At 63.7% G+C, this 13,068-nt stretch carries 8 protein-coding genes and 2 pseudogenes; 5 read left to right on the forward strand and 5 right to left on the reverse strand.

Annotation, left to right across the window (positions count from 1 at the left end; translation table 11 throughout):
* Positions 1-101: 101 nt before the first annotated feature.
* A pseudogene (locus DOL89_RS21740) lies at positions 102-1,138 on the forward strand (IS481 family transposase).
* A gap of 410 nt (positions 1,139-1,548) precedes the next feature.
* On the opposite strand, the gene DOL89_RS21745 reads toward DOL89_RS21740, so the two are convergent.
* The 3 genes from DOL89_RS21745 to DOL89_RS21755 all read right to left on the reverse strand — a co-directional run bounded on the left by DOL89_RS21745 (position 1,549) and on the right by DOL89_RS21755 (position 6,009).
* Positions 1,549-1,947, reverse strand: a complete 399-nt coding sequence (locus DOL89_RS21745; RefSeq protein WP_119681481.1) for a hypothetical protein — start codon at positions 1,945-1,947, stop codon at positions 1,549-1,551.
* 92 nt (positions 1,948-2,039) lie between these two features.
* Positions 2,040-3,743: a methyl-accepting chemotaxis protein gene (locus DOL89_RS21750; protein WP_119681482.1), complete on the reverse strand. Its 1,704-nt coding sequence runs from the start codon at positions 3,741-3,743 to the stop codon at positions 2,040-2,042.
* Between the two features lie 175 nt (positions 3,744-3,918).
* Positions 3,919-6,009 carry a methyl-accepting chemotaxis protein gene (locus tag DOL89_RS21755; protein WP_119681483.1) on the reverse strand — a complete coding sequence of 697 codons (2,091 nt, stop codon included), beginning with the start codon at positions 6,007-6,009 and terminating at the stop codon, positions 3,919-3,921.
* Positions 6,010-7,639: 1,630 nt separating this feature from the next.
* On the opposite strand from DOL89_RS21755, the gene DOL89_RS21760 reads away from it, so the two are divergent.
* The 3 genes from DOL89_RS21760 to DOL89_RS25710 all read left to right on the forward strand — a co-directional run bounded on the left by DOL89_RS21760 (position 7,640) and on the right by DOL89_RS25710 (position 10,791).
* Positions 7,640-9,322, forward strand: coding sequence for a ThiF family adenylyltransferase (locus DOL89_RS21760; RefSeq protein ID WP_119681484.1), 1,683 nt, complete (start codon positions 7,640-7,642; stop codon positions 9,320-9,322).
* A complete protein-coding gene (locus DOL89_RS21765) occupies positions 9,310-9,810 on the forward strand; it encodes a Mov34/MPN/PAD-1 family protein (protein ID WP_119681485.1) in 501 nt (166 codons plus the stop codon). Before DOL89_RS21760 ends, DOL89_RS21765 begins: the two co-directional genes overlap by 13 nt.
* A 648-nt stretch (positions 9,811-10,458) precedes the next feature.
* Positions 10,459-10,791, forward strand: coding sequence for a hypothetical protein (locus DOL89_RS25710; RefSeq protein WP_225890080.1), 333 nt, complete (start codon positions 10,459-10,461; stop codon positions 10,789-10,791).
* Here the strand turns inward: DOL89_RS25710 and DOL89_RS21780 are convergent.
* Positions 10,778-11,545: pseudogene (locus DOL89_RS21780) on the reverse strand (IS6 family transposase). The gene DOL89_RS25710 and the pseudogene DOL89_RS21780 overlap by 14 nt on opposite strands.
* Positions 11,546-11,762: 217 nt before the next feature.
* Between DOL89_RS21780 and DOL89_RS21785 the strand changes: the two are divergent.
* Positions 11,763-12,146, forward strand: coding sequence for a response regulator (locus DOL89_RS21785; protein WP_162937781.1), 384 nt, complete (start codon positions 11,763-11,765; stop codon positions 12,144-12,146).
* A 264-nt stretch (positions 12,147-12,410) separates the two neighbouring features.
* Here the strand turns inward: DOL89_RS21785 and DOL89_RS21790 are convergent, their stop codons facing one another.
* Positions 12,411-12,722 carry a cyclic nucleotide-binding domain-containing protein gene (locus DOL89_RS21790; protein ID WP_119681489.1) on the reverse strand — a complete coding sequence of 104 codons (312 nt, stop codon included), beginning with the start codon at positions 12,720-12,722 and terminating at the stop codon, positions 12,411-12,413.
* Positions 12,723-13,068: the final 346 nt, after the last annotated feature.

Raw genomic sequence — 13,068 nt, forward strand, 5'->3', positions numbered from 1 at the left:
TAATCTGACATCTTGTGTTTTGAGGAGGAGCCGAGGGCGTTGCGGAGCGCTCACCCGAGCCGGCGCTCCGCAACGCCCCGGCGGATCGGACGAGGTGTCACATGACCCAGGAGCAGAAAGTCATTCGTGCCAAGGTCGGGCTGCTGGAATTGGCCCGGCAGCTCGGCAATGTCAGCAAGGCCTGCCAGATCATGGGCTACTCGCGCGACAGCTTCTACCGCTTCAAGGAGCTCTATGAGCAGGGGGGCGAGATGGCCCTGCAGGGGAGATGACCCGGCGCAAGCCGGTGCTGAAAAACCGGGTCGCCCCCGAGATCGAGCGTGCTGTTGTCGAACTGGCTGTCGAACAGCCGGCCTGGGGCCAGCTGCGGGTCGCCAATGCGCTCAAGCAGCAAGGCCTGTCCGTATCCCCGGCCGGTGTGCGCTGTGTCTGGCAGCGCCACGATCTGGAAACCATGAAGAAGCGCCTGAAAGCGCTGGAAGCCAAGATGGCCCAGGAGGGCGGCGTGCTCACCGAGGCGCAGCTGGCGGCCCTGAAGAAGGCCCGCCAGGACCAGGAGGCGCATGGCGAGTTCGAGAGCGAATGCCCGGGCTATTGCGTGGCCCAGGACACCTTCTATGTGGGCACGCTCAAGGGTGTAGGGCGGGTGTACCAGCAGACCGTGATCGACACTTACAGCAAGGTGGCCTTCGCCAAGCTCTATGACCGCAAGACACCGATCACCGCGGCCGAGATCCTGAATGATCGGGTGGTGCCCTTCTTTGACGAGCACGCCATCCGCATCAGCCGCATCCTCACCGACCGTGGCACGGAGTTCTGCGGCAGCCACCAGAGCCATGAGTATGAGCTCTATCTGGCGGTGGAGAACATCGACCACAGCCGCACCAAGGCCAGGAGCCCGCAGACCAATGGGATCTGCGAGCACTTCCACAAAACCGTCCTGGACGAGTTCTATCGGATCGCGTTCCGCAAGCGCATCTACGCCAGCATCGAGGAGCTGCAGGCGGATCTGGACGCCTGGATGCGCCAGTACAATGAGGAGCGATCGCACCAGGGGCGCTGGTGTTATGGCAAGACCCCAATGCAGACCTTCCTCGACACGCTTCCACTGGCAAAGGAGAAGCTCATGGCCGCATAATCTGCAATCGGACAGTCCGCCAAAACCGGACAATCCTTCACCTGTCAGATCAAGCCGTAGCTAATACATATTACATGGCGCATGGATTCAAGGTTATTTGCACGTTAACTATATATAAGCTGCCAAGCACCTGAAGCGGGGAAAGCATCCGTGTGGCCGATATATGTTTCATCGCAAATCCGTGCAGCCGCCACTTGCGATCGGGCCGGGTTTAGTATGAATTGCGGCAATCTGCGCGCCGGCCGTGTCGTTACAAGGGTGTTGCTGCGCCCTGCAAGGTCGGTCCGCAGCGTCTTTAGGGAAACCTCGTCCTGCCGATTGCGGCAATCGTACTGAGCCCGGTAGGTCACGGCCGCTCCAGCCCACTTTATCGCATGAGCAGGAGCGTTCCAGGGCGGACGCGAATTCCGCTATTCGCAGGCTGCACCTGCGAACCTGACCGTAGCGGCCGGTCCTGCATTTTCGTCTGTGGTCAGCTGTCGCCGGTATAGTTGGATCCGGTCAAGGACATTGGCGCAGTTGCTCAGCACTTGTTGTACCGACGCGGAACTGGGCGTCCCGTGCTGCAAGTCGTGCATCAGGTCGGGAACCGTAGAGAGCAGTTCGGTCGCGTCTGCCAGAACACCCACATAATCCTGTAGGATTTCGGCCCGTCCACCGTCCAGCGCAACGGCAGCTACAAAATCCCGCTGCTTGCACATTTGAAGCACGTAGCTCCCGAGCTCGGCTTGCAGCATGCCTAAGCGACGCGCCATTTCTAGCCGTGCGCGCGGGTGCAGTGAGATGGTCGCAGCAGAAGCGGATGACATCGCTTGGTTCCTTCAATTCCTCGGATGCTGTGGGCAACTTTCCCGCCCCAGCCGGACGCTCCCATGCGCCCGGCTGGACCGGTCCCTGCTGCTCAGGCAGAGCGGATGGCCGCGAGAAACCTGTCGACCTCGCTGCGCAATACTCCAGCATGGCGCCCAAGCTCACCGGCGGAGGCGAGCACCTGGCTGGCTGCAGCGCCCGTTTCACCGGCACCCTGGCTCACCCCGTCAATGTTCTGCGACACCTCCGACGTGCCGCGGGCCGCTTCGGTCACGTTCCGCGTAATCTCCGATGTCGCGGCAGACTGTTCCTCGGCCGCGGCGGCAACCTGGGCGGAGATGCCGTCCATTTCGCGGACCGTGCCGCCAATCATCCTAATTGCCTCGACCGATTGGCGTGTCGCATCCTGCACGGCGGCAATCTGGGAGGCGATCTCCTCCGTGGCTTGGGCCGTCTGATTTGCAAGGCTCTTGACCTCGCTGGCGACCACGGCGAAGCCCTTTCCCGCCTCGCCAGCCCGTGCCGCCTCGATGGTAGCATTCAGGGCCAGCAGGTTAGTCTGACCGGCAATCGACTTGATCAGGTCAGCCACCTCTCCAATCCGCCCCACCGCCTGGGAGAGGTGCCGGACGGCTCCGTCCGTCTGCTCCACCTGAGCCACCGCTCGCCCGGCGGTGCTGGCGGACTGCGTCATCTGGCGGGTTACCTCAAGGATGGAGGCCGCCAGTTCCTCCGTGGCGGCTGCCACGGTCTGGACGTTGCTGGACGCCTGGTTGGCGCCGGCGGCTACCGCCTGAGCTTGGCGGCTGGTCTGTTCAGCGGTCGCCGACATGCCTTCGGAGGTGGCGCGCATCTCGGTTGCAGCCGAGGCCAAGCCATCGAGCATAGATCGCACCGTGCCATCGAACCGCTCAATGTTCGCCTCGATCATCCTTGCCCGATGCAATTGGCGATCGGTAGATGCCTTTTGCTCCGCCTCCAGCCGAACCCGCGTAACGGCATTCTCCTTGAATACCTGCGCGGCATCCGCGATGTCGCCAATTTCGTCCCGGCGTCCGATCCCGAACACCTCGACATTCAGGTCCCCCTCGGCCAGGCGGCGGAGGCCGGCAGCAACCGCGGCGATCGGCTTGACGATGCCGCGTTGCGAGACAAGCCGCCCGGCAACGACGCCGATGAATATGCCGACACCTGCGACGATGCACATCGTCCATAGCGTGCGGAAGTATGCCCTGCGGGAATACTCGACCGTCGCCGCCGCCTGCTCGTCAGTATATTCAAGGTACTTCACGACTTCCGCCCGGAATGCAGAAGCCGCCTCGCGGCTTTCCTGCACAGACGCCAGCAATTCCCTCTGTGCATCGCTGAGCTCGACCGAACCAACCTTGCGCCTAGCCGTCTCCAATGTCTGTTCCAGCCGCGGCAGGTATCGAGCGTACAGGGCCTCCACTCGAAGCAGCATCTCGCGTTGCGCGTTATCGGCTGTGGTCCTTATGGTAGCCAAGCGCTCCTCCAGACCCCGCCTTTCCTCGGCGATCCTGATCTCGGCTTCGCGCAGGCTGTCGGGCGTGGGATTCGCGGCCAGTTCGTATTCCGCTCTGCTGAGGGCGACCAGAGCGGTGTTCATGCGCGCGCCCAGCAGTGCCTCCGACGCGGCGACCTCCACCTTTATGACGGCGCCTTCCATCGCACGCAGCCCAACTATGCTGGTACCTGTGATGATAGCAGCAACTGCGGCGAGCAAGGTGATGAGAGCAAAGATCTTCGCTGAAATCCGGAACTGCCCCAAGTTCATAGCGATCTCCCATATGGGTTAATCCTTGAGGCCTAAACATACTCCGATAGGCAGAAATGCGCATGTAATTTCGCTAAAATTTAGCTACATTTCCGCAAGGCTGATATGAAGCTGGATGGTCTGCACTTGCCCCAATCCTGACCACGCTTGCCCGCAGGGTCGTCAAATGCCAGGTTCATGCAGCCCGGATGCCGTCCAGGAACCGCTCGACGTCAGCGCGTAACCCCTCTGACTGCCGGGACAGTTCGGCCGCCGCCCCCATGACCTGCTGTGCAGCAGCACCGGTTTCCGCAGCCGATTGCGTGGCCTGGACGATGTTCGTAGAAACCTCCCGCGTCCCAGCCGCCGCCTGCTGCACATTCCGGCTGATTTCGTCTGTGGTCGCGTGCTGCTCCTCGACCGCGGCCGCGATCGCGGACGCCGCATCGTTGATGGAGGTGATGGTACGGCCGATCGCCTGGATCGCCGTGACCGCCTCGCTGCTGACCTCCTGCATGGCCGCGATCTGCTGGCCGATTTCCTCGGTGGCCCTGGCTGTCTGGTTCGCGAGCGCCTTCACCTCGCTGGCGACAACGGCAAAGCCCTTGCCAGCCTCGCCGGCCCTGGCCGCCTCAATGGTTGCGTTCAAGGCCAGCAGGTTGGTTTTCGCCGCGATGTCCTGGATCAGCTTGATGACATCGCCGATCTGCGAGGCGGCCGCCGAGAGGCCGCGGACGGTTTCGTCCGTCCGCTCGGTTTCGCGAACCGCCTGGCCCGCGATGCTGTTGGACCGGGCAACCTGTTGGGCGATCTCGCGGATGGACGCGGACATCTCCTCCGCAGCGGAGGCAACCGTCTGGACGTTGGCGGAAGTCTGCTCGGCCGCAGCCGCTGACGCGGAGGCTTGCCGGCTTGCTTCCGCGGCGATGCTTGACATGCTTTTCGCCGTGCCGTCCAACTCGGTCGCCGCCGACGCCACTGTCTTCAGCGTTGTTGCAACGGAGGCCTCGAACCGGGCGATCAGTTGCTCTTGCGTGCGGAGGCGGCGTTCACGGGCCTCGCGTTGTTCCGCCTGCTCCGCCTCCAGTCGCAAGCGCTCGATCGCATTGCGTTTGAAGACGAGCACCGCCTCGGCCATGGCCCCGACCTCGTCCGTGCGGTCCGTGCCGGGCACATCGACGGTGTTGTCCCCGGCGGCGAGCCGCCCCATCGCGGTGGTCATGGCCGAGAGCGACGCCACGATCCGGACGAGGACAAGCCAAGCCGCGGCGGCGGCCACGCCCGTGCTGACCAGGAGGAGCGCCAGGCTGGTGGAAAGGGCGATGAGGCGGGAACTGGCCGCGGCCGCGACCGCAGCCTCCACCTCTGTGCTGACCGCCCGAGAGAGTGCCAGGATCGTGTTGATGCCTGCCGTCGCCCGCCCGATCCACTCATCCGCAGAAATCGGATAGCTTCCCTCGGCTGCCCCCTCGAGTACGGCTCGACGGGTGGCGTCGAAGTCGCGGAAATAGGCTGCTTCCACGGGGTCGATGGCGCGCAGAACCTCCTGCGGCATGTTCGGTTGCGCCCGCAGGGCCTTCATGGCGGACCAAGCTGCCTCAATCCGACCGCGCCCGTGCGCAAGGAAGCGCGCCCGCTCCGCGTCCAGTGCTGCTCCCGAGGCGATCAGGCCTCCCATGAGTCCGCGTTCCTGACCAGCGAACTCGGAGATCTCGAAGGCTTGGTGGCGGAACTGGACCAGTTGCAGTGTTTCCGGGGCGGCCGGCAGGACCAGCGCCTCAAGTAGCATACGCAGGTCCTGCACGACGGCAATGAAGGTCGTGACATTCTGGAAGAAGGCGTCCCTGACAGCTGCGTCTCGACCGTTCGCCGGTTGGGACAGCGCCAGATCGGCGTTCCGGCGCACGTTCTCGTATTCTGCCATGGAGTTCTGCAAGGCGGTCAGCAGGTCCGCGCGCTCCCTCATCCCGGGAATGCCCTTGAGCTTCTCCATGGCTTCGCTCAACGCCCGCGTGGCGGTCTGGCGGAGCGCCGCGATCTGGTCGCGCTTCTGGACGGTAATGGGAGCAGCCGCATGCAAGCTCCCGTTGGTCACCCCACGCTCCTGGGCCAGATCACCCGCAGCGTTCAACAGAAGCGCCGAAATTCGATTCACATCCAAATAGGCTCTGGAGTGCGCGTAATGCCCGTACGCCTCCCAGGCATCGCGGCCGGACATGGACACGGAAAGAAGCGCCAAGCCGCCAATGGCTGCCGGAAGGACGATGCGGATGGGAAGGCGAAGCATGACAGCGGGCCTTTACATTAAAAACAGCCGAATACTCCCCTCGAAAGAGTTAAACGTCCGTTAGCGGCAACCTTCGCGCAACAGCACACTGGCGGCGCAAAGATTACCGCGCCCCGGCTCGAGGGGCGCCGTCTCGTTGCCCGCTGTGCCGTAGCCGTCGACGGCGGAGCCTGGGGGCGCTGGAAGCCGGCAACTGCGCGCTGCGGCATTTCCGCCGGGATGATGCTGTCCTGCCGGGCGCCATGACAAACATCCCCGTCCTGGCTGTGCAGCGCCGGCTTCGCCAAACCGAAGTGGAGGAGGCTGCAGCCGGGAGCAAGCGCATCGTCACCCCGGTCAGCAGGAGGTGGAGGGACTCGAAAAGCATATCCCGGCGAATGGGACCACGTCATCGGCCGAATGGTGCATTCCCTTCGAGCACGAGACCGCCCGCGCGCCGAAGCCCAGGGATCCGACAGCCCTGCTTTGGCCCAGCCAAGCGCTGAGCCTTCTCAGCCACGAGGTCCTCAAGCGGATCCACGGTGCGGAGCGACGTCCGGTGATATCAAGTCGCATCGATCAAAGCCCATGATGCCATGCAAAGGCGCCACGGGATGCTCGGGGCAGAGAATCTCCGATGCGACATGGCGGGCGGATCAGGGCTTGCCATCGCAGCGGCAGTCAGGCCTCGGGGCGACGTTATCGTGGGCCGTGTCCATAGGCCGGCGGAGGCTCGGACGGTCGGTCCAAGCCGGAGGTGGTTCTCGGCATCACGGGAAATATCGAAGGAGGCATGCGGAGCGGTGCGGCCAGGATCGTTGAAGCAGGTCCGCAAGCGGGGTGTCGCGATTCAATTGTCAAGGCCTGGATGGCCCGATCGATTGTAGGGCCCGAGGACATGCGCCGCGACCCAACACGGTCCAGTTGGCCGCGTCAGCCGGAAAAGTTGGAGCCGGACCGACACCTGCCACACATGGCGCAGTCCAGCAACGGCTGGCCGACTTGAAACCGTGGGCCTGGGCACCTCCTCCTCAGCGCTAGCACGTAACGCTCCAGTCGGGAGTCGCCCGCTCTGAGCTATCGCGATCTTTAGTGGCCCAAGGCGACCCAGGTCCCATCGCCCCCACTTACCATACAGTGCGGCCCACAGATCAGACTAGCGCATCCCGGCGCACCGGCGCATACGACCAACAACCTGCTACGCCCGCGCAAGATGCCAAGGAACTCTTCCGAAAAGCCCTTCGCGGCATACCATCAACCGCTGCCCGGACGGGCATGGTCGGTGGCTCGCAGCGCTTCCTACCGCCGACGCTTCGCATGCCGGGAATCCAGCGCATAGGTCGACCTGGTTCCTTCATGAATGTTGCGCACGACCGTTCGGTTCGCTCAAGAATACGAGGAGTTCGGGTCGAATAAATGCACGTTACCGAATTTTAACGAGCTACTTGCTCTGATGTCCCCATGATTCGTCATCCCTGATCATGGAGAGTCCGATGCCTCAGAACGACAACAATGGGAAGGGCAATCCTCCCGGCCGCCCGGATGGCGTCCCTCATGGCCCACCGGACGGGCTCCCGCCCGGCCCGCCCGAGGGGCGGCCGAACGGCCCCAAGAACCCCCCGGTGCCGCCGAAGCCGCGCCAGGTAGGCTGATGCGGCTCTGGTGGGAGACGCTGCCCGGTCTCCGGCAGGCGGAGATGGACGCCTTTGAGGCCCGAGGGTGGCGCGTACGTGTTGATCCGGCCGCCGAGGCTCAGGGCTTTCTTGTCGTCCACGTGGAGTTCCCGCTGGACGGAGAAGCCCTGCCCCTGCGCGTCGCCTACCCAGCCCAGTTCCCCTACTTCCGCCCGGCGGTCTACGCCCCGCCGGGCCGTTTCCCGGAGCATCAGAACCCTATTGACGGCGTCCTGTGCCTGCTCGGGCCCCGAACGCAGGAGTGGCACCCGGAGACGACGGTCGCGGGCTTCCTCGAGGAGCGCATCCCGGCCCTGCTCGATGCGATCGACGGCGGCCGCCCGCTGGTCGAGCAGCAGGCCGAGATTCGCGCCGGCTACCTGCCCTACGATGACCCGTCATACGTGCTCTTCGACAGCGCCTGGGCGCCACCGGCTGGTGCGCGATCTGGTTCCCTCGTGGCGAAGGGCGCTCTCTTGGCATCCGGGGAGCGGTTGCTCCTGCGGATGGCCATAACCAAGGCCAAGACAGGCGGGCGCGAGATCCCGGTCGAAGTCGTTCCATTCCAATCCGCCCCTGGCAGTTTCACGATCGAGTTTCCCTTCGCCGTTGTGGACGGCCTCGACATGGAGGAGAAACCCGACGCGCACTGGGCGAAAGTGGCGCACCTGTTCCCCGGCCTCGACCGCAGGCTCAAGGAGTCCACTGTCGGCGGGAAGAAATGGCAGTTCGCTGTCGCGGCGCTGCTCGCCGCCGAGGAGATCCAGAAGGGCATCAGGGGTTTCAGCTTCGTGACGTTCCTGATCCACCGCCCCAAGGGAACGCGGGATTTCCGCGTTGCCAGGATCCGCGGCTTGCGGGCCGGCCGGCAGGACATGGGGGCGCGGGTTCCGGCCACTCAGATCCTTCGTGACCGACACGTGCTACTTGTCGGGTGCGGTGCTATCGGCGGACAGATCGCGGTCGAACTGAGCAAGGCGGGCCTGGGCCGCCTCACGCTGTTCGACTATGACCATGTCGAACCCGGGCCGACCGTGCGCTGGCCGCTCGGGCAGTCCTTCTTCGGCGAGTCCAAGTCGGCGGCGCTGGCCGCCCACATCAAGCAGCACTGGCCCCAAGCCAAGGTCACGGCCTACACCGGCGTGGTCGGCGGCGCGGCGGTGCCGGAAGGGCCTGTCGAGGGGGTGACGCTTGACGAGGTCATGGAGGGCGTTCACTTGGTGATCGACGCGACGGCGGAAGTGGGCGTCCAGCACTATATGTCCGACCGCTGCCGTGAGGTCGGCATTCCCTACATCTACGCGTCGGCGACTCCCGGTGCAAAGGGCGGCATCGTCGCCCGTTTCATGCCGCGGGATGGACAAGGCTGCTGGTTCTGCCTTCAGCACGCCATGTACCAGGATGGAGCCATCCAGGAGCCGGGCCACGACGATGCCGCCGAGGTCCTGCCCGCGGGCTGCAACCACCCGACCTTCGCCGGCGCCGGCTACGACCTGCTCGAGGTGAGCCTCCAAGGCGTCCGGATGGCAGTCCAGGCCCTTGACCCAAGACGCACAGCCGAGACGTTCGCCGCCGTGCTCGATTTCAAGGAGGAACTCGGCCTGCCCGCCTGGCGTGCCCACGGCGTGCCGCGGTTCGGTGGTTGCGAATGCCAGGGATAGTCTGGCTTGGCAACGACCTTTTCAGAGGCATGTGCTCGGAGGCGGAACGCAAGTGCCCCGACGAGACCGGCGGGGCATTGCTGGGGTATCGCAGCGGTGAGGACTACGTGATCACCGACGTACTCGGCCCCGGCCCGGACGCCCAGCACGCCCGGATGTTCTTCCAGCCGGACTATGGCTGGCAGGAGGAAGTGATTGCTCGGCGGTTTGCAGAGACAAACGGCACCACGACCTATCTCGGGGATTGGCACACGCACCCAGGCACCTCCGTCCCGGCAATGAGCAAGGACGACCGGAAGGTCCTGAGGCAGATTGCCTCCTGCCCCACGGCGGGGATAGACAGGCCGCTGATGGCCATCCTGGCAGGAAGCCTCGGCAACCCCTGGGGATTGGGCGTCTGGTCAGGTGCATCGCGTCCGCGGCGGCTCCTGAAGGCCTGGAACCCTTCCGACATCCTGAAACTGCCTGTCCGGCGGTACGGTTTCTGACCTCGCCGGACACCACGCGGCAAGCTCGGCTCTTCATGGTGGTGCACGGCGGATTGCGCGGAGTGCCTCCCTTTATAGGGGCGGCTGCACGCTGCATGCGTGCAGGCCATCTGGTCTCCCGGGATCGGGCCACATGCCCCCTCGCAGCACGGGTCCTTCCAGCGCCAGGCTGGCAGCTGCCCCGTCCTATAAAATTGGCCTCGGAACGTGAACTAAAACAGGCGATGGACGGTGTCGTGGCCTTGGCAATGGAGGGGGTCCGGACACCGTTGAAGGTGTCCGCCAAAGCCAGTCCACGTGCAATTGGGAACGGCTTTCCCGCTGTATCAGCTGCTTCAAGGCGCAATCTGGAGCAGTTGACTCGTGCCGTCATAGCTGGAGGTTGTCGAATGGCTGATTGGAGGGCAAGCTCCTCATGGAGGGCACGATGCTTACGGTCACAGCGCCTTGACGGAGAGTAGCGATGTTCCTGGGCTTGGGCCGCACCCGCCCGCTTCAGAGCGTAACGGGCTACTCCGGCGTAAAGTACTTCTCCATGATCGCCTGATAGGTCCCATCTGCACGAATGGCTGCAAGGCCTGCATTGAAATCGGCAGCTACGGAGGCCTCACGGAATCCCGCCGCCCGGGGAGTTGGGGTGAAGAGCGGGTGGAGCTTCCACTCCTTCCAAACGCCCATTGCTGCCATCGCCATTCGGAGATGATGCAACAGAATGCGGCAGTCCCCGATGATCACATCGGCACGGCCATGAATCAGGGTGAGGACCTGCCGGTCCTGACGGCCTTCCTCCTGATAGGCAGCAAAGTCGGCAATCGCATTGGCGAAGGCCGGCCCAAGTGCCTTTCACATGTGGGCTTTCTCCTGTTCGCGTGCCGCCGCCTCTGGCAGGCGCAGCAGGCGACGACGGGCGCTGTTGCAAATATTGAAGACCGCCGCATCGAGGTAGTTGTCAGCACCTTGGACGGCGCTACGCCGCCTTGAGATCCATCTGCTCGCTGAGAATCGTCATTGCTTCGGCCAGTGCACAGGGTCCAATGCCGAAAGCGCGCTCGATGAGGCGGGCCTCGCCGCGCATGTCGCGGGTGAGGTTGAAGGCAGCGGCCTGCCCTTTCCGGAGGGCCCGCATCACCTCGAAGCCCTTGATGGTGGCGTAAGCTGTCTTCAGCGTTTTGAAGCCCCGCACCGGCCGGATCAGCTGCTTGAGCTTTCCGTGGTCGGCCACGACGACGTTGTTCAGGTACTTCACCTGTCGGTGCTCGGTGTCCTCGGGACATTTGCCCTCGGCTTTCAGCTCCGCCAGGGCGACCCCATAGGTCGGTGCCTTGTCGGTGTTGATGACCGTCGGCTTTTCCCGATCCTTCAGGTCGTTCAGCGCCTTGCCCAGGAAGCGCTTGGCCGCCGCGGTGTTCCGCGTGGGAGAAAGGTAAAAGTCGATCGTGTTCCCGTGCTTGTCAACCGCCCGGTACAGATACGCCCACTTGCCGCCGACCTTCACGTACGTCTCGTCCACCCGCCAGCTGGTCGATCGCGGGCAACGCCATTGCCAGCGCAGACGCCTCTCGATCTCCGGCGCATACTTCTGGACCCAGCGGTAGATGGTTGAGTGGTCGACCTAGACGCCGCGCTCGGCCATCATCTGCTCCAGATCGCGATAGATGATCCCATACCGGCAGTACCGCCGGACCGCCCACAACACGATCTTGCCCTCCAAGTGGCGACCCTTGAAGTCCGACATGGTCCGGCTCCCCCTCTCGTTGGAGCCATTCCCACGAAGGCCAGCCAATTTTGCAACAGCAGCAGCCCGGCTCGTTCCAATTGGAAGGGGCAAAATGCTTTAAAGGCGACCAACAATATTTCGCGATCTTAAAAAATTATGAAACCTTTTGTCTGTGGCGATGCAACATTCCTTGTTCAGGTTCGTTGGGGCTGCGTCAACATCAGGAGCGGCTCATATGGCATGCGTGGTGATTGCCGAGGATGACACTCTGGTCGCGTTCGCGCTCCAATGTGCCCTCGATGCGATGGGACACAAGGTCGTAGCCGCCGTAGATACCGGCCCCGCAGCCGTGCAGGCCGCGTTCCAGCATCAGCCGGACCTGGTGATTACGGACGGCCAGCTTGCCCAAGGAACAAGCGGTGTGATTGCCGCGGTTCAGATCCGCGAGCTCGGCGTCCCGGTGATCCTGGCGTCTGCAACCGTCGACGAGGTCACCGCAATGGACGCGGGCGCAGAGGTCTTCCTGCAGAAACCCTTCTCACTGGATCGAATCCAGCAGACCATCAGCGATGTGTTGGCATCATCCGCATGCCGACGACGCGTCCTGGCATCGATTTAGCCACGTTCGCCCTAATGCCCAGGGGACACCTACTGGCGACAGCCCCTAGACGGAAGGAGCCGGCAAGGGTACGGCTCCCGTGTGCCAGCCCCTCCTCTACAGCAACTCTATGGAGTTGCTTTTATGCGGAGCGTTGCCCCGTAACCACGCCAACGACTATTGGCAGGCTGCGTTCCATGCTGTTTTGCTGAATGAAACGGTTCGGTCCTGACGAAATTGCACACGGGATCTCCGACGTCAACAGTATCATCCTGGCCAGGATTGCTATTGGATGCTGGCCTGTTGTTGCTGCCGCAGAATCTGCAGGCCCCCACCCTGGGCCATCTCCTGCCGGAGTTCCACGACGGGCAGGCGCAGGGCGGATCCGGGCACCTGCATCATACTCGCAGTGAAAGAGGTCTCCGCTCCCATGCCGGCAACCAAGCCCACCAGCCCCTCGCGCCCCAACAGCCCGACCTCCTGCTCCTGGCCGCCCTCTAGCTGGACCAGTTGCGAGATCATGCCCTGCTCGACGAAGTAGACATGGCGGATCGGCTCGCCGGCCTCCTGCAGCACCTGGTAAAAGGGCAGATCCACCGGCGCCGCCTAGGCCAGCAGGCGGTCGCGCACCTCGGACGGCAAGGCGCATAAAATCAGGTTCCGTGTGGCAGTGCGCTTGTCGGGATTGTCCATGACAAAGTGCCCGGTGCTGATAGCGGGAGCACACATATGGTTTCGGCCATCCACGGGCGCATGTGGCTGCCGACAAGAGACCTTGTACCGCCGATGCCGCCAGGATGGCGATGGTTCTTCAGGGTATACCGCCCGTCTCCACTTGCGGCGGCGCCATGTCCGCACGTCGAGACTGGCGTTTGGCGCGTTCGGACGGGGAATAGCCTAGGGCGTTCCGCCAGTTGGTCCCGGCTCCTGACGCAGAGCCTAA

Source organism: Indioceanicola profundi (assembly GCF_003568845.1).
Taxonomy (GTDB): Bacteria; Pseudomonadota; Alphaproteobacteria; order Azospirillales; family Azospirillaceae; genus Indioceanicola; species Indioceanicola profundi.

Bases quoted from the DNA above. Each gene is read 5' to 3' on its own strand.
- DOL89_RS21750 (WP_119681482.1), bottom strand. From the start codon at position 3,743: ATGAACTTGGGGCAGTTCCGGATTTCAGCGAAGATCTTTGCTCTCATC.
- DOL89_RS21745 (WP_119681481.1), bottom strand. From the start codon at position 1,947: ATGTCATCCGCTTCTGCTGCGACCATCTCACTGCACCCGCGCGCACGG.
- DOL89_RS21760 (WP_119681484.1), top strand. From the start codon at position 7,640: ATGCGGCTCTGGTGGGAGACGCTGCCCGGTCTCCGGCAGGCGGAGATG.
- DOL89_RS21785 (WP_162937781.1), top strand. From the start codon at position 11,763: ATGGCATGCGTGGTGATTGCCGAGGATGACACTCTGGTCGCGTTCGCG.
- DOL89_RS21765 (WP_119681485.1), top strand. From the start codon at position 9,310: ATGCCAGGGATAGTCTGGCTTGGCAACGACCTTTTCAGAGGCATGTGC.
- DOL89_RS21755 (WP_119681483.1), bottom strand. From the start codon at position 6,009: ATGCTTCGCCTTCCCATCCGCATCGTCCTTCCGGCAGCCATTGGCGGC.